The 22,491-nt window shown below is 46.9% G+C and carries 20 protein-coding genes; 5 read left to right on the plus strand and 15 right to left on the minus strand.

Annotation, left to right across the window (positions count from 1 at the left end; genetic code table 11):
- Nucleotides 1-71 precede the first annotated feature (71 nt).
- The 5 genes from NSB28_RS08050 to NSB28_RS08070 all read right to left on the minus strand — a co-directional run bounded on the left by NSB28_RS08050 (nucleotide 72) and on the right by NSB28_RS08070 (nucleotide 3,920).
- Nucleotides 72-473 (minus strand): protease complex subunit PrcB family protein, encoded by a 402-nt coding sequence (locus NSB28_RS08050; protein WP_109626414.1) that lies wholly within the window; start codon nucleotides 471-473, stop codon nucleotides 72-74.
- A 32-nt stretch (nucleotides 474-505) separates the two neighbouring features.
- Nucleotides 506-1,249, minus strand: coding sequence for an aminotransferase class IV (locus NSB28_RS08055; protein ID WP_257497658.1), 744 nt, complete (start codon nucleotides 1,247-1,249; stop codon nucleotides 506-508).
- A 24-nt stretch (nucleotides 1,250-1,273) separates the two neighbouring features.
- Complete coding sequence (locus tag NSB28_RS08060; RefSeq protein WP_109626416.1) at nucleotides 1,274-1,927, minus strand: HAD family hydrolase; 654 nt, start codon at nucleotides 1,925-1,927, stop codon at nucleotides 1,274-1,276.
- A 75-nt stretch (nucleotides 1,928-2,002) separates the two neighbouring features.
- Nucleotides 2,003-3,346 carry an aminodeoxychorismate synthase component I gene (pabB, locus tag NSB28_RS08065; protein ID WP_109626417.1) on the minus strand — a complete coding sequence of 448 codons (1,344 nt, stop codon included), beginning with the start codon at nucleotides 3,344-3,346 and terminating at the stop codon, nucleotides 2,003-2,005.
- Nucleotides 3,324-3,920, minus strand: coding sequence for an anthranilate synthase component II (locus NSB28_RS08070; RefSeq protein WP_276538753.1), 597 nt, complete (start codon nucleotides 3,918-3,920; stop codon nucleotides 3,324-3,326). Before NSB28_RS08070 ends, pabB begins: the two co-directional genes overlap by 23 nt.
- 211 nt (nucleotides 3,921-4,131) lie before the next feature.
- On the opposite strand from NSB28_RS08070, the gene malQ reads away from it, so the two are divergent.
- Complete coding sequence (gene malQ / locus NSB28_RS08075) at nucleotides 4,132-5,637, plus strand: 4-alpha-glucanotransferase (protein ID WP_109626418.1); 1,506 nt, start codon at nucleotides 4,132-4,134, stop codon at nucleotides 5,635-5,637.
- Nucleotides 5,638-5,672: 35 nt separating this feature from the next.
- Entirely contained in the window at nucleotides 5,673-6,410 is a 738-nt protein-coding gene (locus NSB28_RS08080) for a lysophospholipid acyltransferase family protein (protein WP_109626419.1), read from the plus strand.
- A 3-nt stretch (nucleotides 6,411-6,413) separates the two neighbouring features.
- Here NSB28_RS08080 and NSB28_RS08085 read toward each other — a convergent pair whose 3' ends face one another.
- Nucleotides 6,414-7,205, minus strand: a complete 792-nt coding sequence (locus NSB28_RS08085; RefSeq protein ID WP_109626420.1) for a GGDEF domain-containing protein — start codon at nucleotides 7,203-7,205, stop codon at nucleotides 6,414-6,416.
- A gap of 205 nt (nucleotides 7,206-7,410) precedes the next feature.
- Between NSB28_RS08085 and NSB28_RS08090 the strand changes: the two genes are divergently transcribed.
- Nucleotides 7,411-8,055 carry a recombinase family protein gene (locus NSB28_RS08090; RefSeq protein ID WP_109626661.1) on the plus strand — a complete coding sequence of 215 codons (645 nt, stop codon included), beginning with the start codon at nucleotides 7,411-7,413 and terminating at the stop codon, nucleotides 8,053-8,055.
- Here NSB28_RS08090 and NSB28_RS08095 read toward each other — a convergent pair.
- The 8 genes from NSB28_RS08095 to NSB28_RS08130 form a co-directional block, all read right to left on the minus strand.
- On the minus strand, nucleotides 7,995-9,146 hold the full coding sequence (locus NSB28_RS08095; protein WP_109626421.1) for an alanyl-tRNA editing protein: 1,152 nt from the start codon (nucleotides 9,144-9,146) through the stop codon (nucleotides 7,995-7,997). The genes NSB28_RS08090 and NSB28_RS08095 overlap by 61 nt on opposite strands.
- A 5-nt stretch (nucleotides 9,147-9,151) precedes the next feature.
- Nucleotides 9,152-10,540 (minus strand): UDP-N-acetylmuramoyl-tripeptide--D-alanyl-D-alanine ligase, encoded by a 1,389-nt coding sequence (locus NSB28_RS08100; RefSeq protein WP_109626422.1) that lies wholly within the window; start codon nucleotides 10,538-10,540, stop codon nucleotides 9,152-9,154.
- A gap of 86 nt (nucleotides 10,541-10,626) precedes the next feature.
- On the minus strand, nucleotides 10,627-11,655 hold the full coding sequence (locus NSB28_RS08105; RefSeq protein WP_109626423.1) for a D-alanine--D-alanine ligase family protein: 1,029 nt from the start codon (nucleotides 11,653-11,655) through the stop codon (nucleotides 10,627-10,629).
- 103 nt (nucleotides 11,656-11,758) lie between these two features.
- Nucleotides 11,759-13,369 carry a L,D-transpeptidase family protein gene (locus tag NSB28_RS08110; protein WP_109626424.1) on the minus strand — a complete coding sequence of 537 codons (1,611 nt, stop codon included), beginning with the start codon at nucleotides 13,367-13,369 and terminating at the stop codon, nucleotides 11,759-11,761.
- Between the two features lie 154 nt (nucleotides 13,370-13,523).
- Nucleotides 13,524-14,849: an MATE family efflux transporter gene (locus NSB28_RS08115; RefSeq protein ID WP_109626425.1), complete on the minus strand. Its 1,326-nt coding sequence runs from the start codon at nucleotides 14,847-14,849 to the stop codon at nucleotides 13,524-13,526.
- A gap of 126 nt (nucleotides 14,850-14,975) precedes the next feature.
- Complete coding sequence (locus NSB28_RS08120) at nucleotides 14,976-16,262, minus strand: aspartate aminotransferase type Ic (protein ID WP_109626426.1); 1,287 nt, start codon at nucleotides 16,260-16,262, stop codon at nucleotides 14,976-14,978.
- A gap of 128 nt (nucleotides 16,263-16,390) precedes the next feature.
- Nucleotides 16,391-17,599 carry a GGDEF domain-containing protein gene (locus NSB28_RS08125; RefSeq protein WP_109626427.1) on the minus strand — a complete coding sequence of 403 codons (1,209 nt, stop codon included), beginning with the start codon at nucleotides 17,597-17,599 and terminating at the stop codon, nucleotides 16,391-16,393.
- Nucleotides 17,600-17,617: 18 nt separating this feature from the next.
- A complete protein-coding gene (locus NSB28_RS08130; RefSeq protein WP_109626428.1) occupies nucleotides 17,618-18,790 on the minus strand; it encodes a GGDEF domain-containing protein in 1,173 nt (390 codons plus the stop codon).
- A gap of 233 nt (nucleotides 18,791-19,023) precedes the next feature.
- On the opposite strand from NSB28_RS08130, the gene NSB28_RS08135 reads away from it, so the two are divergent.
- The gene (locus NSB28_RS08135) at nucleotides 19,024-19,974 is read left to right on the plus strand and encodes a C39 family peptidase (protein WP_257497657.1); all 951 of its coding nucleotides are present in this window, start codon (nucleotides 19,024-19,026) and stop codon (nucleotides 19,972-19,974) included.
- Nucleotides 19,975-20,065: 91 nt separating this feature from the next.
- On the opposite strand, the gene NSB28_RS08140 is transcribed toward NSB28_RS08135, so the two are convergent.
- Nucleotides 20,066-21,427, minus strand: coding sequence for an ABC transporter substrate-binding protein (locus NSB28_RS08140; protein ID WP_257497656.1), 1,362 nt, complete (start codon nucleotides 21,425-21,427; stop codon nucleotides 20,066-20,068).
- Between the two features lie 203 nt (nucleotides 21,428-21,630).
- Here NSB28_RS08140 and NSB28_RS08145 point away from each other — a divergent pair, with 203 nt between their 5' ends.
- Nucleotides 21,631-22,488: an AraC family transcriptional regulator gene (locus NSB28_RS08145; protein ID WP_257497655.1), complete on the plus strand. Its 858-nt coding sequence runs from the start codon at nucleotides 21,631-21,633 to the stop codon at nucleotides 22,486-22,488.
- The last annotated feature ends 3 nt before the right edge of the window (nucleotides 22,489-22,491 follow it).

The following is a 22,491-nucleotide window of genomic DNA, read 5'->3' on the forward strand; positions in this document are numbered from 1 at the left end:
GCCGTAACCAGTCAGCATATCTGTGAGGTACTGAACAGTTACACATTACCATTATCATTTTATGCAGATGCTCAGTCAAATACCACAGGTTTATCCATATATTGCAGCTTAAGCACAATTACAGGATAAGAAGGTTCATTTGCCGTTTTCTTTTCCGAATCCGGACCGATCAGGTTTGTCTCAACATGAATGGCATCCTCTGTGAGAAAGCACTGGTTTACGGAGATACTGTATCCTCCTGTCTTCTGCATGGCATATCCCCGGATAACATAAAGGTACTGGCCGATCTGATAGGTCATCTTGATTTCACTCTCCTTGTTCTTCTCGATGATCGCTTTCAGTTCTTCCGGTACCTTTTCATTTTCCACCACTGTAAATTCCAGGTCTTTTATCTTTTCTTCATTTGTATCCGTCACGCTGCAGCCTGTCAGGAAACAGCAGATTCCGATTAACAACGCAATAATCCTTTTCATAGGACACCGCCTGTGTCTTCTTTATTCCATTTTTATTTCCAGGCTTCCCCTTTTATGCCCAAAACCTCTTTCTTATATCTGCAAAGCAGCCGTTCTGCCGTTTTCCTGCCTTCAAATACCCTGTTGCCAAGCCTTCTCACAGGCATGATCCCCATCAGGGAATTCGTCAGAAAGCACTCGTCAAAGTGTATCAGGTCAGCCGGATATATGACTGAATCCTCAACTCTTTCCGTCCTGTATACATAATCCCTTACAATTCCATGAAGCAGTCCGCAGTTTACCTGGGGTGAATACAATATATCATCCTTTACAAAAAAGAGATTTGCTGCGGAGCTCTCACAGACGGCGCCTTTTGAATTCACAAAGACAAGGTCATCAAGTCCCTGATCCTTAGCCTCACGCCTGGCCATAATGCTGTCCCCGTAATTAAGTGTCTTGTGATAAGTCAGCTTTGACGTCTCATTGCGCCTTGTCATAGAAAAGCCAAGATCAAAGCCTCTGGCATAGTCTTCTTCTTTATAAGGGTTTTCTCTCACCGTAAATACCAGGTTATCCTGGGATGCCATGATCTTCAGGGCTCCGTGCTCCATATAATGGCTTTCCAGATACTCATATATCTCATCTTTATTCACACTGGGCCGGATTCCCAGAAAAAGCAGCGTATTTTCAAGCCGCATCAGATGCTCTTCCAGAAATACAGGCTTTCCATCTTCTACAGCTGCTGTCTCAAAAGCCCCCAGCCCAAACATATATCCTTCGTCAAGTTCAATCTTCATTCCTGTCCCATCCTCCCGCAGCATTTACTCCAGCAAAAGCTTTTCCAGCTCCGCCACGGTATTTACTATGTGATCAGCTCCGGCTGATTCCAGCTCCTGCCTGTCCCCATAGCCATAGAGGACCCCTATAGATTCCAGGCCGCATTTTTTTGCCCCTGCAATGTCATAGCATCTGTCGCCGATCATAACTGCCGAATCCAGGTCTGTCACACAGTTCTGTTCAAGTGCATAGGCGATCACCTCGTCCTTGGCGTCTCTCGTCCCGTCCAGGCAGCTGCCCTGTATATCATCAAAATACTCAGAAAGCCCAAAATGCTCCAGTATCTGTCCGGAATAAACAGTTGGCTTGGAAGTCGCCACGATCAGAGTCCTGCCTGCATCCTTCAGTTTTTTTAACATAGATGCAATTCCCTCATATACTTCGTTTTCAAACAAACCTTTTGTGCTGAAATACTCTCTGTACTTCCAGACAGCTTCCCCGGCCTGCTCTTCCGAAAAATTGTAATACTTCTGGAATGAATCCCGCAGAGGCGGACCTATAAAGGGATGAAGCGTTTTTCTCTCTTCCACATGTATTCCATAATATTCCAGGGCATACGCCACAGAATTTGTTATACCCATCTCCGGATCGGTCAATGTCCCGTCTAAATCAAATAAAAAAACTTGTTTATTTAACATTTTATCTCCATTCCGCCGCTGTTTAGCGGCACTGACTTTTTAACGTAACAGGGCAGACGGCAGAACTGTAACTTTTTAACAGATTGCCTCCAGCACAGCCCTTGCCTTCTGGAGCGTCTCTTCATATTCAAATTCCAGCTCTGATTCACATGTTATCCCGCCGCCTGCCCCAAGAGTGTACCTGCCCCGGCAGAATACAGCAGTCCTGATAACAATATTAAAATCGCAGGCTCCATCCAGGCTGATATAGCCAATGGTGCCTGTATAAAGGCCGCGCCTTGAGTGTTCCAGCTCTTCTATGATCTCCATGGCTCTCCGCTTTGGCGCTCCCGTGATAGAACCTCCCGGAAATGCCGCCTCTATCAGATCCACGGCATTCCTTCCATTTTCCAGTTCACCTCTGATATTTGCTGACAGGTGGAATACTGTGGCATACGTCTCCACTGAAAACAGCTCAGTAACTTTCACGCTTCCAGGCCTGCACACCTTATTCAGGTCATTGCGCTCCAGATCCACGATCATCAGAAGCTCACTCCTGTCCTTTTGGGAGTCTGACAGCTCCTGCCTGAGGCTTTCATCCTCTTCGGCTGTACACCCTCTTTTCCTGGTACCTTTAATGGGCCGTGTCTCTGCTATTCCATTTTTCATTCTCAGAAAACGTTCAGGAGAAGCGCAGACAACCTGGAACTCACCATAGTTCAGGTATCCTCCGAACGGGGACGGATTCGCCTTCCTCAGCCTTTTAAATACCTCATAGGGACTCCTGTTCCCTGCCGCCATCAGCTGCCTTGTCATGTTGGCAATATAAATATCACCCTCCACAATATAGTCTATCATATCCTGGATCGCTTTTAAATACTCCTCTTTCGTAAAGTCTGAAGTATGGCTATTCCCTGCTGCAGTCCGCGCGGCAGGCTGTTCCCCTCTATTTTTAATTTCCTCTTCCAGACGGTCAAGAGCTGCCCCTGCCTCCTCCAGGTGTCCGTTTGCAATGAGCCATACTTTTCTGGCCCTCAAATCCTCCACTATGAATTCATCATAGAAATTAATGATACAATCCGGTATCTCTGCCGGACCGGCCTCCTTCTCTGACAGGATCCCTTCCTTGCGCATGCCGTAATCATAAGAGAAATACCCGACCGCACCTGATACGATTGGCAGATCTGTGGGGTTTTCCTCTTTGTTTTCATTTAAATATGTCTTCAGATATTCTTCAAAGGATATCTCCTGCCTGACCCCATTCACTGTGAAATGCTTCCCGTTCACCAGCTTCAGGTAACTTCTCCGCGCTATGACTGAATGGCGGCCAAGCTCATTCTCCAGTGAAGAATCCAGAAATACAGCGTCCTCCTCATGTGCAAACAGAGAAAAAATCTCATGTACAGGTATATAGTCTTTAAGCTCTCTTATCCGGCGCATGTCCATCCCTCCAGTCTCTGCAGATTCTGTCAAAATTCATCAGGAGTTCATGTCCCCACTGGCTGAGCACTGCTTCCGGGTGAAACTGCACTCCATAGATGGGATATTCCTTATGTGTGACAGCCATCACAGCTCCGTCACCGGCCCTGGCATCTACCCTCAGACATTCAGGCAGATTCTTCTCCTCCACTACAAGTGAATGATATCTGGTCACTTCCATCCCATCCGGCAGCCCTTCAAACAGACCCTGTCCGTCATGGAAGGCCTTTGTCACCTTTCCGTGCATGGGCCTTCCTCCTTTGTGCACGTCCGCACCAAAGGCTTTCCCTATGACCTGATGGCCCAGGCACACTCCAAGTATGGGGATCCTTCCCTTAAACCGCTTTACAGCCTCCATTGACAGCGCTGCCTCCTCCGGCCGCCCCGGTCCTGGGGAAATGATGATCCCCTCAGGCGCTGTCTCTTCTATTTCTTCAATTGACAGTGTATCACACCGCCTGACAAGGATGTCCCGCCCGAATTCCAGAAAATAAGAGGACAGGTTATAGACAAAAGAATCATAATTATCGATCATTACATACACAGGCTTCCCTCGCTTTCTCATCAACATTTTAGTGTTATACGAAAGTCGTTAATCCCACGCCTGCGGGTCCGTAACTTGCATGATTCTATTTTAACGGATTTTTATGAGATGTCAATCGTTTAATTCTTCTTGAATCCTTGTGTACTATTCGGTATAATAATAATACATATTTTGGTACAATCCAATCAAAGGAGACACAATTATGAACACTGCAAAAGAACGCCTGTCAGGCATCCTTGTCCATCCCACATCCTTTCCATCACCTTATGGAATCGGCGAGCTTGGCACAGGCGCATATGAATTCATCGATTTTCTGGAGGCCAGCGGCCAGCATCTCTGGCAGGTACTCCCCCTTGGGCCTACCGGGTTCGGCGATTCCCCCTATCAGGGTTTTTCTGCCTTTGCCGGACAGCCTCTTATTATCAGCATCGAGGATCTTCTTGAACTGAAGCTTTTAACTGAAGAGGACCTCAACAGCGTTCCTGCCCCCAAGTGGGACCCCCGCCAGGTGGACTACGGCGCTGTCCTCAATTATAAGAACGAGCTGTTCCATCTGGCCTTTGCCGCATTTCCCACATCTCCCGATATCATGCTTCTGGAAGAATATGAGGCATTCTGTGCAGAAAATTCTTTCTGGCTGGACGATTATGCCCTCTTTATGGCAGGGAAAGACGCCCATGAAGGAAAATGCTGGCTTGACTGGGAGGATGACCTTCAGACTCCGGATGCCATTTCCCGGAAAAAATGGACTAAAAAGCTTTCAGAAGAAATCAAGTATTATAAATTCCTTCAGTTTATGTTCCGCCGCCAGTGGCTGAAATTAAAGGCATATGCTAATGAGAGGGAAATTGAGATCATCGGAGATATCCCTATTTTCATGTCCCTTGACAGCGCAGATGTCTGGTCCCACCAGAAGCTGTTCCAGCTGGATGAGACAGGACATCCCACTTCTGTAGCAGGAGTCCCGCCTGATTATTTCAGCGCCACCGGACAGCTCTGGGGCAACCCGCTCTATGACTGGGCAGCCCACAAGAAGGACGGTTACAGCTGGTGGATATCCCGTATCCGCTCCCAGATGGAGCTCGTAGATTACCTCAGGATCGACCACTTCCGCGGACTTGAGGCATACTGGGCTGTTCCAGCGGATGAGGAGACTGCCATAAACGGAAAATGGGTAAAGGGACCAAGAGAAGACTTTTTCCTGGCCCTGCAGAAAGAATTCGGGAAAAACCTGCCTATCTTTGCGGAAGATCTGGGGATCATAACGCCTGAAGTAGAATGGCTCCGGGATATGTTCGGCTTTCCGGGTATGAAGGTCCTTCAGTTCGCCTTCCAGGGAACAGGTGAGAGTACTTATCTGCCCCACCAGTTTACTACAACAAACTGCATCTGCTACACAGGCACACATGACAATGATACCACAGCCGGCTGGTATGCGGGCCTCCCGGAAGAATGCCGTGATAAGATACGCCGCTACGGCAACACAGACGGGGGTTCTGTAAGTCTTGATTTCATCCGTTTCTGCATGGGATCCATCGCCAGGTATGCCATCTTTCCTATCCAGGACCTGCTCCAGCTGGGCAGTGAAGCCCGCATGAACACTCCCGGAGCTGCAGAAGGCAACTGGATGTTCAGGTATGAGGCCTCAGATCTGGCTGCATGGCGGATTGGCTGGCTGAAGGCTACCACAGAGCTTTTTGGAAGGTAAAATAAATATAAATTAAATACAGAAAAGAGATTGTTATGATACGGTTTATACTTGTCGTTATTGTAGTTGTAGGATTTCTGATCCTTTCCATCCCCATTCTGATCCTGGAATGGCTGATCGGTAAATTTGCCCCCAGGTTCAGGGATATCACATCCCTGCGCCTGGTCCAGTATGTATTTAAACTTGTTATGTTCATTTCCGGAGTCAAAACAACTGTCATCGGGGAAGAGAACGTGCCAAAGGGTGAAGCTGTTCTCTATGTCGGGAACCACAGAAGCTTCTTCGATATTCTGATTACATATTCCCGCTGCCCTGACCTGACCGGTTATGTGGCTAAGGACGGGATGATCAAGATCCCCCTTCTGTCTCACTGGATGAAACGCCTCTACTGTCTTTTCCTGAACAGGGATGATATTAAAGAGGGACTGAAGACCATTTTAAAAGGAATCGACCAGATAAAGGCCGGGATCTCAATGTGCATCTTCCCTGAAGGCACAAGAAACAAGGACCCCAAGGCTCCTATGCGTCCCTTCAAGGAGGGAAGCCTTAAGATGGCTGAGAAGACCGGATGCGCCATCATACCTATGGCGCTGACTAACACATCCGCTATTTTTGAGGACCAGTTCCCAAAGATCCGTTCCAGACATATCATTCTGGAATACGGCAAACCTATTTACCCAAAAGAACTCCCCAAAGAGGACAGAAAATTTCTCGGGGCCTACACGCAGAATATTATCCAGGAAATGCTGGACAAAAATGCGGAGCTTGTATAGTCACTATACAAGCTCCCTTCCATATATCACAAACCTGTCTTTTCCTCTGTCCTTTGCCAGATAGAGCGCTTTGTCAGCCAGCCTGAACAGCTCATCATATGTCTCCCCGTCATATGGGAAACATGCTATCCCAAGGCTGCCTGTGATCCTTATGCCCATAAATTCCTGCCTCATGACACCGCAGATGTGCTCAGCCTCCTCCATTATAACCCTCTCATCCTGCCGGGATTCCAGATTCGTCCAGAAAAGTACGAATTCATCTCCTCCGAATCTGCCTGCCAGTACATCTTTCCCCAGACATTCCCGAAGCTGTTTTGAGAGCTGGAAGAGTATCTCATCTCCAAATTTGTGTCCGAACTTGTCATTCAATACTTTAAAATCATCAATATCAACAATTCCAAACGCTGCCTTCACAGGCTCCTTTTCTAATTCTTTCTGGACAAGACGTTTGAAAGCTCTTCTGTTATAGAGCTTTGTGAGCGGATCTGTGTCCGCTTCATTTTTCAGGACACGTATGAGATTAGATTCTTCTACTGCCACTCCTATGACAGGATAATCCTCCCTGTAGCCGCTTTCCCTAAGCCTTTCCAAAAATTTCCCGGTTTCCTGCTCCGCTCTGCCGGCATCGGCAACTATCATTTTGATCTGGCCGCCATACTCCCTGAGCAGGCTGCAGATCTCCTCCTCCTCATATACTTCTATGATCTCAGTGCATCCCTGGTAAATTTTAAGCATTGCATCTGTACCGCTGTCTTTCCCTTTTAAAACGATTATTTTATCCTTTGAACGCTCCATATTATTCTCCAATTTTAGAAAGGTACACTTTTACAAAACAATAAAATGAAAATTTATAATATTAATTATATAATAAAGAACCTTAAAAAGCAAACGGTTCTTGGAAAGTATGGAATACAATGGAAGATTTGTAAAAGTGTACATTTCCAAAAAATTGATTATAATTATCTCCTGTTTTGCAGAATATACAACGGGAGGTTTTTTTATGTCAATTATCTATGGTTATATGAGAGTATCCTCAATAGATCAAAATGAAGACCGGCAGCTGATCGAACTCAGAAAATTTGGTGTGGCTGACGAAAATATCTACATGGATAAGATGTCAGGCAAGGATTTTAACAGGCCCGGCTACCAGAAGCTGCGCCGCAAATGCCGTCCTGGTGATCTGCTGGTGGTAAAAAGCCTGGACCGGCTTGGGAGGAATTATAATGACATTATTGCTGAGTGGGGATTTCTAACTAAGAAAAAACAGGTGGACATCCTGATCCTGGATATGCCTCTGCTGGATACACGGCGGGACAGGGATCTCATAGGCACACTGATCTCGGACATTGTCCTCCAGCTGCTTTCCTATGTAGCCCAGGTAGAACGTGAGAATATACGCCAGCGCCAGGCCGAGGGCATAGCTGCGGCAAAAAGCAGAGGAGTTCGTTTCGGACGCCCTCCCCTGCAGGTACCGCCTCAGTTCCCGGACTACTACAGACTCTGGAAAATGAAAAAGTTTAAGCCCGCAGATGCAATGCAGCATCTGGGGCTTACAGCCAGTCAATTCTACTGGATGAAACGAAATTATGAAAACAGCCTCATGCACTCTTCGATGGAACCAGAATCACCAGAGGCAGAGCCCTGAACAAGCTCTGCACTGCCGCCTCCCCGTCCCATACACCGCTGAGCCAGCGCCTTCCCAATGGGACGCACATCACTGCTGTGGCTGACTACGGCATACTTATATCCATTCTCATCATTTCCTGAGAACACTGCCGCCACCACTGCGCGCTCTGCCAGCATATCGCAGAACTGGCGCGCTTCCACGGGAGTCATCCCATCCTCAATGAAATATATAAGCGGAGTGCCTTTCTCCACCTGCTCTGCCCTCATGGCAAATATCTGTCTTTTCAGGCCGTTGATCTCCTGCTTCTGCTCCTGGCATGTCTGGTAAAGCTTTTCCACAGCTTCAGGCACAGCCTGCGGCTTAGAAGAAAGCAGGTTAGATATCCTGCGGATACCCTCTGTCTTCTCTTCATAATCATACAGAGCGCTCCATCCTATCAACAGGCCAATACGCACCCCGCCTTTATAATTAATGAGAGAAACTGTTTTGATACACCCGGCCTCCCCTGTCCCCGCCACATGGAGCCCGCAGCAGGCACATACATCAGCGCCCGGAACTGTCACGATCCGCACCTGTCCTTCCAGTTCCTTCTTGCTGCGGTATTCTGTTTTCTCCAGCTCCTGCCTGTCAGGAAAGCTCACAGAAACCGCCTCATCTGCGAAAATTACGGCATTGGCCTCCTTTTCCACACAAATAGCCTGCTCCCAGGTAAGCGCCCCATTAAAATCAACAGTTATACAGTCCTTTCCCATGTGGAATCCCACATTGTCATAGCCGTATATCCTGTGTACGATTCCGGAATAGATATGCTCCCCTGTATGCTGCTGCATCAGCATGAAACGGCGCTCCCAGTCGATCCTGCCCTCTGCAGCGCTCCCCTTTTCCAGAGGAGAATCACAGATATGGATCAGCTGACCCTCTCTTTCGATCGTATCAAGCACCCTGGTTTTACCCAGATATCCCGTATCTCCGGGCTGTCCGCCTCCCTCCGGATAAAAAACAGTCTTATCCAGCACGACCTCCCAGCCCTTCTTTCCTTCCTCACATGAAATGACCCTGCCTTCAAATTTCCTGGCATATGGATCTTTATAAAATAGTTTTTCTGTCATCTTATTTAAAGCTCCTGTAATTTCTCTATAACCTTCTCAAAATGCATACCGTGGGATGCTTTTACAAGAATCGTGTCGCCCTCCTCCGTCAGCTTTGGCAGCGTCTGAAGCAGCGCCTCAAGTGTTGGGACCTGAAGCACCTCCCGGCAGCCTCCGCTGTTAAACGCAGCTTCAGCCATGTGACGGCACATATCTCCCACGCAGATCAGAAGATCTATCCTGTTGTCAGAGGCATGCTCCCCCACTCCCGCATGGAGCAGAGCAGAATCCTCCCCCAGTTCAAACATGTCTCCCAGTATGGCAACCCTTCGTCCCTGCGCCTCTGACAGCACATCAAGTGACGCCTTCATGGCTGCCGGACTTGCATTATAGCAGTCATCCACAATTGTCCGGCCCGCATGCTCTATGATATGGAATCTGCCCTTCAGGGATTCCAGTTTCCCGATGCCGTTCCTGATCTCTTCCAGGCCAAGCCCCAGAAGGCGCCCCACAGCTGTTCCTGCCATGGCATTCAAAACCATATGGCGTCCCGGTATGGGAATGAGCACCGTAAAGCTCTCCTCACTCTTCTCTTCACATACATGGATGGTACACTGTATTCCGGACAGTCCTCTGCTTTCAATATTGTCAGCATATATCTCCCGTCCGCTCTCAATGCCGAAAAACACAGGGCGTATTCCCTTCACACTGCTGATCCCCGCCAGCTTATCATCATCTCCATTCAGCACGATGCTGCCGTCCCCGGCGATGAAGTCGAATATCTCTGACTTGGCCTTCAGAATGCCGTCCCTGCTCTTTAAAAATTCCAGGTGGCACTGGCCAATATTCGTTATGACACAGATATCCGGCCGCGCTATCTTGCTGAGACGGTGCATCTCGCCAAAATCACTGATCCCCATTTCCAGGACTGCGATCTCATGCTCTTCCCTGAGCCGGAAGATAGTCAGCGGAAGGCCAAGCTCATTATTAAAATTTCCTATTGTCTTCAGTACATTGTACTTCTCTGAGAGGACAGACGCGATCATTTCCTTTGTACTTGTCTTGCCCACACTGCCTGTGATGCCTACCACCTTTACATCCAGCTGCTGCCTGTAAAACTCAGCTATATCCTTCACAGCCTGAAGGGATGATTCCACAAGGATATAACTGCCTCCCAGCTCATCACCTGTAAGCTCTCTCTCGGAGAGCACGCACAGCGCTCCCTCCCGGTACACCTGAGAGACAAAGTCATGCCCATCCACACGTTCGCCCTTTATTGCCACAAACAGACAGCCGTTTTCTGCTTTACGGCTGTCTGTCGTGATTGATGTGACTATCTGCTTCTTTTTATTTTCATCCCCATAATAGCGTCCGCCGCACGCAGCAGCTATATTTTCCAGAGACATATTTTTCATATTAATCACCTATCCTCACTCTGTATTCCCGGCCCGGAGGGCAGCGGGTATTTTGTTATAGGTCAGCCGTCTGCTGTTACGGTACCTTACTTTTTAAGTGATACCTGAATCAGCTTTTCACAGAGATCAGCAAATGTCATTCCCAGAGCGGCTGCTTCCTGGGGCAGAAGGCTGGTGGGGGTCATTCCCGGCAGGGTATTGGCTTCCAGACAGTACATGTCTCCATTATCATCCATCATAAAATCTACTCTCGCATAATTCTCCAGCTTCAGCACATTATAGGCAAGCACAGCATATTCCTGCATTCTGGCTGTCTGTTCGGCACTGATTTCGGCCGGACATGTCTCTATGGTGCTTCCGGCCTGATATTTATTTTTATAGTCGTAAAAGCCTTCTATAGGGGCAATCTCAATGACAGGATATGCTTCTCCATCCACTACTCCCACAGAGAACTCCCTGCCCTTAATGTACGATTCTACCACTATTTCACTCTCATAGGAAAAAGCCTCCGCCACAGCTGCCTGAAATGCCTCTTCTGTCTCCGCTATGAACACTCCCACACTTGACCCTCCGCAGCTGGGCTTCACCACACATGGCAGGCCCACGTTATACCCTGCTGTACTTTTGACCGTCTCACCCTGATGCAGGGTCACTCCGCCAGGAGTGGGAACCCCGCCTTCCCTGAACAGCTTCTTAGAGAGAGCCTTATCCATAGCCAGCGCACTTCCTAAATATCCTGAACCTGTATAGACAATTCCCAGCAGGTCAAATGCCGCCTGGACTTTACCGTTCTCACCGTTTTCACCGTGCAGTGCCAGGAATACAACATCTGCTTCCCTGCATATCTCCAGTACCTTGGGGCCGAAGAATTCCTTCTGGGCTGCCTTCGCCGCCTCTATGTTTCCATCAAAGCCTCTCATGTATGCAGCTGCCGCATCTGTATCATAATTCTCCGGAAATGCATTCGCCGGCTGTATCTCCACATTGCCAAAATATACGTCCATAAGTATGGCACGGTGTCCCTTTTCTCTGAGGGCTTTGCATACCTGAGTCCCCGATACAATGGATATCTCCCTCTCTGTGCTGATCCCTCCTGCCAAAACTACGATATTCATAATGCTCCTCCTCTAAAACTCAAGGGTTCTGCCGCCCCTTGTATTATTTACTTATTTATATTCACCGGACATGCTCTGCGACCATGATACGGCTTATTTTGTGTTACTCCTGATAGTCCTGGGCGTCACCCTGATCAGCTTCGCCATTTCCCGGATCCTCTCCGTTCCCGCCGTCAGTACCCTCCGGCGCCTCATCCGAACCTGTGCCTTCACCGCCTGATGTCTGAGTCCCGTCTTCACCGCCTGATGTCTGGGATGAGTCTCCCGTGCCGGCATCCGTCTGCTCCGTGGGCTGTCCTCCTGTATAGATCGTGTTATCACCCTGCCTGAAAGAGCTGCTGTAACACACGATAGGAGTCCCAACATCTATATTTGCAAATATGATGGCTGCCTTATCTGTCGGCGTGTTGATACATCCGTGTGATCCGTTTGTCTGGTAGATATCACCGCCGTAGGCATTTCTCCATGTATTGGCATCATGGATGCCCACGCCGTCAAAGAACGGCATCCAGTAATCCACAGGCGTCCTGTAGCCTTCCCCCACAAGGGTGGCATCCTCTTCCTTGCCCACGAGACAGAACAGCCCCTCCGGCGATGCCATATCGGCGCTCACATTGCCGGTAACTATTGGTGTATCCACCATCAGCTGTCCGTCTTTATAGTACCACATTCTCTGATTTGTATAGTCTATCTCCACATATGTATCGCCTATATCATTTTCACCCCGGGTCATGGCAGTCTCAGAATAGACCGGTGTACGCGTGACAGACTCTCCCTGTTCCAGGACATCCATCAGCGCATAGAGCTCTTCCTCCTGGTTGATCATCCATCCATAAGTCCTGGAAAGCACCGTGATGTATTCGCCAAGAGATGTGGTGAACGGCTCCTCAGTGCCTATTGTATCGTACTTGCCGGCCAGCGATGCCACGAACTCAGACGCTTTGTCCCAGTCGAAGGATACGCTGCCGTCCTCTTTTACATCCATCCACTCCCGGATGGTCACACTGTCAAGAACCTCCTGCTGGTTTCCCATATCATATGTCACTGACATCCGGGCATACTTCTGCAATGTGGCCAGCTTTGCATTAAGGCTTGTATCATTTGAATATACAGCGGGCTTTTTGTAGCAGTCCCCTGAGGCAAGGTCCACGCTCCTGTCCCCCCTGTCAACAGCTTCTGTGAGAAGGGTGTATGTCTTGTCCTGATCCAGCTCATTTCCCGTCACTTCGGGCACCAGGCTGTAACCTGAGGCTGTTTCACTGATGTAGGCGTCCTGAGGTTTTGTGACCTTACCCGGGTCAAAACAATCAAGTGCAAGCATGGCCTGCTTTAACATGTCCTTATTATATGTAGTCCTGGCTGTCATCGTATAATTCTCTGACTTAAAATACGACACGATCCAGAGAAAAGGACTCTGATCATCCTTGAGCTTCTGTACCTCACCGTCTGAGACATATTCAAACCCAATCTGGTTTCCTGATATTGTCTCAGTCACCCCATTCAGCTCTGCCAGCGTAATAGAATAGTCCTGTACCTTCTCAGCGATCAGTTTCTCCGCCTCCTCCACGGTTTTCCTGGAACAGTCGATCCCATTGATCACGGAGCCGGGCATAAAATGGGTGCCGAAATATATGCCTACCCCGATATACAGCGCCGCCATAGCGGCCAGCAGGGTGATCAGGCTTATTAAAGTTATCTTTGTGGATTTCCTCATATCATTTATTTATCCTTTGCTTATTCCTTCGTCAACATGTTACTCTTCAATATACATGTTATATTTTAACACGTCTTGTCAAAATGTAAATAAGCTCCGGAAAAATTGTAAATTCTTTTGAAATATTTAAGGTTACTATTTAAGCATTTGGATATTAGATCCTGTGAGTCTGCCATTTATTTCCTGAGAATCTGATGAGGAACATAGTCATCCTGAATATCCAGTCCATGATCATGGCGATCCATACGCCAACTGCTCCATATCCCATCTTCAGTCCTATGATATAGCTGAACAGTATCCTGAAAACAAGCATGGAAAAGATGGACACACCCATGGTATAATTCACATCATTTGCTGCACGCAGGGCATTTGGCAGCACAAAGGAAGCCGGCCACATAAGCATGGCACAGCCATTATGTATAAAGATCAGGACCGTAGCCAGCTTTAGCGTCTCCGGTGACAGATTGTATATCTTCAGGATCCACGGAAGCGCCGTGAGCACAACGGCTCCCAGGCCAAAAGTAACTGCGTAGGTGATACCCAGCAGCTTCTTTCCATATTCCCTGGCCTGTTTAAAATCACCTGCGCCGACACACTGCCCGACTACAGTGATCATAGCGTAGCTGATCGCCTGTCCTGGCAGCACTCCTAAGGAGTCAATATTATTTGCCACAGCATTTGCAGCTATCTGCACTGTGCCAAAGCATGATATGATACTGACTACCAGAACACGTCCCAGCTGGAAAAAGCTGTTTTCTAGACCATTTGGGATTCCTATATACAGTATTTTCTTTATCAGGTAAAAGTCAGGTTTCCATTCGCTGATGCCTCTTGCCAGATGGACCTCATGCTTCTGCTGTCTCAGCAGAATAAAGACAACAGCTGCAGCCATCATTCTGGATATCAGTGATGCTGTGGCAGCGCCTGCCACCCCCATCCTGAATCCGAAGATAAAGACAGCGTTTCCGCCTATATTTACAATATTCATCATGAGTGAGATCAGCATGGGGACCTTGGAATTCCCCATGGACCTGAAAACTGCCGCCCCGGAATTGTAGACAGCCAAGAACGGGTATGAGCATGCTGACAGCACAAGATAGACAAGTGCATTCCCCATGACATCATCATCTATACTGCCAAAAAACAGCCTGAGCAGCCCATGCCTGAACAGCAGGACCACAGCCATGACCGTCATCGAAATTACCGCCGTGGAGAAGAACAGCTGGTTCACTGAACGGCAGGCCAGCTCCCTCTTCTGCTTCCCTATAAACTGGGCTGTTATCACAGCGCCCCCTGTAGCCAACGCTGCAAAGATATTGATGATAAGTACATTGATCATATCCACCAGAGAGACGCCTGAGACAGCCGCCTCCCCCACTCTTGATACCATGATCACATCTGCCATCCCCACTGTCACTGCCAGGATCTGCTCAATGATAAGAGGTACTATCAGCCTCTTTAGTTCCTTATTTGTAAACATATTATCCCCCTTCATGCCCCATATTACTGCTTTCCGGCATACCCAGACATAAAAGGCTGTGCCCTAAAGCACAGCCTTCACCTTATCTGCATCTGTGCAGTAAATGCACAGACCTGCTTTTCGTTACTATTTTTCCATTAATATTTTATCAATACTTACAAGCTTTACACTGAGGATAAATATCTCCATAGCTGTCTTCACTTCATCCAGCGTGGGGAATGTAGGCGCAATACGGATATTGCTGTCTTCAGGGTCCTTTCCGTATGGGAAAGTAGCTCCCGCCTCTGTCATAACAAGGCCTGCTTCTTTTGCCTTTGCAACGATAGCTTTAGCGCATCCGGGCAGAGCATCAAAGGAAATAAAATATCCTCCTCTTGGCTGTATCCAGGAACCGATCTCCAGCCCTTCCAGATTCTTCTCCATGCTTGAAAGAACCGCTTCGAATTTGGGGCGGATGATATCAGCATGCTTTCTCATGTGCTCTACCATCCCATGGATATCCTTGAAGAAGCGCACATGCCTCAGCTGGTTTAACTTGTCATGTCCGATCGTCTGGATGGTCATATGCTTCCTGATATACTTTAAGTTTGCCTCAGACGCCGCGATGGCCGCAACACCTGAGCCCGGGAAGCTTACTTTGGATGTGGAGCAGAATTTATATACCATATCCGGATGGCCTTCCTTTTTGCACTCCATAAGGATCTCGATCAGATGGTCCTGCTTATCATCATAAAGATGATGGATCCCATATGCATTATCCCAATAAATCCTGAAATCCTCTGCCGCCGGGTTCAGGCGGGCAAATCTTCTGACAGTCTCATCTGAATACGTAAGCCCCTGAGGATTGGAATATTTAGGCACACACCAGATTCCTTTTACAGTAGGATCCTCATTGACATATTTCTCTACCATATCCATATCCGGACCGTCTGCCGTCATAGGGATATTTACCATCTCAATGCCAAAATATTCTGTGATCTTAAAATGCCTGTCATAGCCCGGTACCGGACAGAGGAATTTTACCTTATCCAATTTGCACCATGGAGTGCTGCCCATAACACCATGAGTCATAGAACGTGATACCGTATCGAACATTACATTCAAGCTAGAATTGCCATAGATAATAATATTATCAGGAGCCACCTCTGTCATATCCGCCAAAAGCTGTTTTGCTTCTCTGATACCGTCTAATACACCGTAATTCCTGCAGTCCACACCTTCTATACACTTCAGGTCAGATGTACTGTTCAGGACATCCATCATTCCCATAGCCAGATCAAGCTGTGCTGCTGATGGCTTTCCGCGGGTCATATCCAGTTTCATTCCTTTTTCTTTAACTTCCTGAAACTTTGCTTCTAAACTTGCTTTTTCTTCTAATAGCTCCTCTTTGCTCAAATCCCTGTACGCTGGCATAATGTTCCTCCTCATTTCACTGTTGTCTTCATATCAAATACATTTGTGCGTCTGACAAACATATTTGTTTGCTAACTGCTATTTTATTACTATGAGGCCCATTCGTCAAGTATTTTTCTGCCAGATTCCTATACTTTTTCTGAAAATGCCTTTTTCTCCTTATACATCCTCCTGTCCGCCTCCTCTATAAGCCCGTCCAGATCATTCCTTCCCCTGCCCTCAACTATGCCCGCACTGATGGACATGGGAAACGGATAAGCTTCAGAATCTCCCTCTGCCGACAGGGCGTCTGCAGCCCGGCGCATACGCTCTTCTGCCGTCTTCAGACCGGTATCATAGTAAATGACAATAAACTCATCTCCCCCGTACCGGAAGATTTCATCACAGTCTTTTCTGCACTGCGAGCGCAGATGCCTCACTGCCGCCAACAGATAATCATCTCCCCTGCTGTGTCCCAGATTATCGTTGACTGGCTTTAGTCCGTTCAGGTCCACAAAGCACAGGCAGAAATCCCGTTTCTCCCTGATGGCATTCAGTATCGCCTTTCTTGCTCCCAGCCTGTTCCCGCAGCCTGTCAGCGGATCCTGATAGATCACTGACCGAAGCTCCTGCTCTTCCTTCTTTTCATTCTCCAGCGCCTGCCTTGTCTCCAGATTTTCTCTGCGGTACTTATCCAGCATACACATTCTGTATGTAAATACAGCGGCAAGTCCGAAGCCGATGAGCACTGCAGCACTTGATTTTATTGTCCAGAGCTTGAGAACAAGTGAATTGCCCGGGGCATAATACACCAGAAGGTTCAGACAGAGATATGCGTACATAACAACCATGAGACCTGCCAGAAAATGAAGATTCTTCTGATCCTTCAGGATGACCTTCACCCTGCTCCTGTCACTTCTCCTGTGCGCAGCCTGAAATACAAGACCAGCTGCGGCAAATCCCAGGATGATGGGATACCTTTTATAATTGCCCGGACTTGCAGTATTATTATCGAAAGCGGCCAGAGGCACATTCATAAGAATGGCAAGTACATCACGGAATAATATATTTAATGCAAGCCCTATCAGCGTTCCCCCAAGAGCTGCCGCCGCATCGGGAAGCCACCTCCCCCGGTAGATAAAGACAGTTTCCGCCAGCAGGAAAAAGAAAAAAATACTCCAGTTTACAATAAGATGGAACTGAAGTATGGTGCATACATAAAACAGGGCATAGTTAATAAAAAAAGATAGCACTATATCTCTTGTCCTTGTTCCCGGCTTTTCAAGAATATCTTCAGCGTATTTAAAAAAATACCAATTGTAGTAAAAATAAGCAATAGAAACTATGATCACAACCATGGCGTCATCTCCTTTTTATTACCGGCGTCCTGCTTTCTTGTCCTCGTACATGAGACTGTCAGCTTCAGACAGATATTCCTTTATCTTCTTTTCTGTATGCGCCGGAACATAAACGATGCCATAGCTGAAAGGGCCTTTAGACTGATCCTGCCCGGCCACTGTATCCCTTATCTCCTTCAGCCGCCTGGCAGCCGTTTCTGCCGGGCAGTCCGGCATGGCTACCAGGAACTCATCCCCGCCGATCCGTCCAAAGATATCGCTTCCTCGAAGATGACTTCCGAATTCAGCTGCAAATGTCTTCAGATATTCATCACCAGCGCGGTGCCCCTTTGTATCATTTATATGCTTCAAAGAATTGATATCGATATATACAATAGAAAACGCTTCTCCGGCCTCCATCATAGTAGTCAGGCAGTTCATCACATATGCCCTGCTGTAAACACCAGTCAGCTCGTCCGTGCAGGCCCTCTTCTCGATTCTGGCTACACGCTGCCGCTGGCGCTCCTCTTCCTGCTTCAGTCGAATGTATTCCTCCTCCAGATAGGCGTTTTTTATGATCCTGTAAACATGGAGAATATAAAATCCCACCATGACCAGCATCAGAAAACTGCTTCCGATCAGGAACAGCGATACCAGGGCGTCTGGCAGGCTGAACATGGAAGGCAGGCTGTCAACCATCAAAAATACTACCCAGAACCACATTGATCCCGCCAGAAGACTGAATTCTTCTCCATCATAGTCTAATATGGAAGCCGTGGAACGGCGCATGAGCCTGGCAAACACAAAGTCAGTCAATGTGTTTACCGCCAGAGCGGCTGACACACTCATGCCTCTCAAGTCAAAATCTTTTAAAACTTCCGCAATTCCCCTGTCCTTCAGCAGCGCTATAATCCCCAGCACGATCATATGAATTGCCGTAAAAAGCAAAAATCTTATATTGATAATAAAAAAAGTCTTCTGTCTCTTGTCATGTGATGATATTAAAACACAGCCCGCTGTGAAGTATACTGTCATATAAAATAGAGGAAGCGGAAGCTTTGTCCAAAATCCCGCTGACACAGCTGCCACTATCAGCGCAATGCCGGCTATCCTTCTGAAAATATTTTTAGGAAGCAGGATATGAAATGCTTCCAATGTTCCCCTTGCTGCTGCCACAAATAAAACCAACACCAGAATCCCTATCAGAAGCATCAGGCCTGTACCTCCCTTCTCTGCATATACACATTTATCACTTACAAAAGATTATACAATGAGCTGAAGAATAATTCAAGATTCCGCCATTACATACAGCTTCATAAGTTTATCTTAAAATATATTTTATAAATTATTTACAAAACACTTATGACTTTGCTCCGGCTTAAGTATACAATGATTATTACAGAATACGCACGATTAATATATTATTATACAGAAGGAGACTCTATATGAACCAGAAGACTGCACACCTGACCCAGCGTGAAAAGAAGCTCAGACATCAGAAAGCCATGCGGTTAAAAAAAATCAGGCGTATTAAGCGTATTATCAAAACCGGCAGCGTTTGCCTGGTCATAGTTTTTGCTGTCTGCCTTTTCAGAAATATTACATCCCCGGAAGGCAAAGCTGAAAATAAACCCGCCGCCATATCTGCCAATGTGGAGGACGCCGGATTTCAAAATACTTCATCATCCGTTTCAGTTGTGGGAAATGTACAGGGAGAATATGTAGATGATCTGAAAGCTATGGTCAGCGACTATCCTGAAATCAGTTCTCTTATAGAGCATTATAAGGAATACCCTGAGCCTCTTTTCAAAATACTCACAAAAAATCCTGAAACACTTAATTTTGTGCTGGATTACCCCTCCAAGAAGGATACACCGGCCGCCACCACAATAGGACCTGTGACAAAGGGAACCATCCCTCTTCTGCTCCAGTGGGACGAGCGCTGGGGCTATGCGCCTTATGGGAGTTCCATGGTAGCCGTCAGCGGCTGCGGTCCCACCTGCATAGCCATGGTGGCATCGGGTCTGACCGGCAGGGATGATCTCACTCCTGCCGCTGTAGCCGCCTACAGTGAAGAAAACGGATATCTCACACAGAGTCTGGATACCTCCTGGGATCTGATGACGTCAGGGGCCGAGGGCCTTGGAATAACAGGGACCATGCTGGGACTTGATGAAAATGCAATGATCAATACACTGAATAACGGTTATCCTATCATCTGCAGCGTAGGACCGGGAGACTTCACCTCTAACGGACACTTTATCGTGCTCACAGGTTATGAGGATGGAGGCTTTACTGTCAATGACCCCAACAGCAAGATACGCAGCAGCAAGACCTGGAGTTTTGACAGATTAAAGGACCAGATAAGCAATATGTGGTATTATACGGAGTTATAAAACTATCCGGCAGTTTGACAGCCGGATAGTTTCAAGAAAAGAGCGCTCCCTTGGAACGCTCTTTTCTTATCGTTTATAATCTTATATATTCCTATTGTTTATATTCTTGCATTCTATCCATTATATTCTGTGCACACTGCTCCGGTGTATCACCCATAGCCAGGCTTTGGAGAGAACTTCTCACTGTATCCATCATATGAGATTCCGGGTCATAATTCTGTACATCTGTGCGCATATCTGTAATTTCACTTTGGATAGCAATCGCCTCATCCAGAAGAGGATTTTCTGTCTTAGAAGTTCTTTCAAACTTCACCGGCTGGATGGTCTGGGCCACCTGATCCAGTTCCTGATAATATGATGGATCCGTCAGCCATTTCAAAAATTCAATTGACGCCTGGATCTCTTCATCTGATTTATTCAGCTTACTTACATAGAACATGTCTGAGGAACCGCCCTGTGCATAGTTTTTGCATGATTCATCACCATAGGGAAAAGGCACCACACCTACTTTATCATAAAACTCTGTTCCAAACAGGTTATTGGCTATATACCATGTTCCATCATAATGCATGGCTGCTTTCCCTTGCTCAAATACAGCGTTCTCAGTGGTCGAATCTGTAGCGAGCAGATCTTTTCCCAGATAGCCTTTCGCTACCATGTCTGCAATGACCTGATATGTACTTTTCATCTCATCACTGTCATAAGACAGCTCCCGGCTGGCCAGTTTTTCTACCGCTTCAATGCCATATGTTTTGATAATAAGATTATTATTAAAGTGTCCGAAACGATACGCATCCTTTTCTCCCACCTGGAAGGGCTGGATACCCTTTTCCAGAAGCTTCTCACAAACATCCATCATCTCTTCAACACTTTTGGGCGGCTCAAGCCCGGCTTCATTAAATATTTCTTTATTATAGTAAAGCGCTACAAAGTAACACTTAAAAGGTACAGCATAGATTCCATCGTATCCTTCGTACTGCGTTTCTCTCCACATTGATTCGTAAAATTGATTGTACCACTCCTTATTATTCTCCTCCAGATATGGCCGCAGATCCACCAGTGCATCGGCTTCCATATAGTCCAGACATCTGCTTCCTCCATACTCCAGAAATACATTAGGAACGTCACCATTGGCAAAACTTGTTCTAATCTTGTCAAAATAGTCCGCCTCCGTAGAAATATTATCCATCTCGATTTTGATCCCATTATCCAAATCGCTGAATTCCTGCACCTTTTTCCTGTAAAAATTCTCATCTGGATTATCATTAGAATACCGTGATGCAACCTTTAATACAATTTCCTTTTTTGCACTTGCTTCCTTTTTTTCAGTGACGTTTTCAGATACATTCTTCTCCTGAGGTGTTTCCGGTTCACTTCCTGACCCACCGCAGCCCGCCAGGCTGACCGCTGCCACCATTGCCGCACATCCTGCAGCTAAGACTCTCCGTTTCATATGTTTCATTTCCTCCTTCTTTACAGGTCTATAAATGCCCATAACCTCCGCTGTGAAATCATTATAGCATATGGATTTTGCTGATAATATTTACATATCTACATTATTTTTTGTATATTTCGACACACGATGATTGATTTCTCCTTTTATATATGCTACATTATTTCAAAAAGAAAACTTTTTATTTCCGGAGGTGTACACGGATGTCTGATAAATATAAATTTCAGGATCTCCTGGGCTATCCTTACTCGCAGCATCTTCCTGCCCATTCAAAGATCAATCCTTTCCTGATCTGCTCTTCACGTATGGGCTGCGATCTCTGCTCAGGAGATTTTGAAATTGTCCGTGAAAAAGACTACCCCTATTTCACTCTTCATATTCTTTTTGAGGGCTGCAGTTTTTTCCATATTGACGGTCACGATTACCTCCTGAAAAAAGGAGACGCATTTTTAATTGCAGCAGGTGAGGAACACTGCTACCGTAATGTACAAAATTCCAGTCTGGGACTTATGTGGATCGAACTGTCCGGCAATGGATGCCGGGAACTGCTAAACAGCCTCCGTCTGAATAATATAAGGACAATAGATGGACTTTATACTCAGAAAATCACAGCACAGCTCCTGAAAATACTCAGCTATGTAAAATATAACTCCAATCCTGATCCCTATGAACTCTCATCCATGCAGTATGCCCTCATCATGTATCTCCTGAAGACGGCCTCGGAGCTCCCAAGCAAAGATATCTCTCCCGTCATTACAGCTGCCATGGATTTTATCCAGCAGAATTTCACCCAAAATATCCAGGTCAGCGGCCTTGCCAAAGCCCTTCACGTAAGCAATACATATCTGACGGCCTCATTCCGCAGATATCTGGGCACTTCCCCTTACCAGTATATCTCTATGAAGCGTCTTGAATATGCCTGCTTTCTTCTGGAAACCACAGAACTTTCCTGCCAGATCATTGCGGAGAAAGCCGGGTTTTATGATTCTGCCCACTTTCACCGCTGTTTTACAAAGGCCTTCCGCATATCTCCCTCCAGATATCAAAAAGGAGACAGATGAATT

The organism is Murimonas intestini, from assembly GCF_024622195.1.
GTDB classification, from domain to species: Bacteria; Bacillota; Clostridia; order Lachnospirales; family Lachnospiraceae; genus Murimonas; species Murimonas intestini.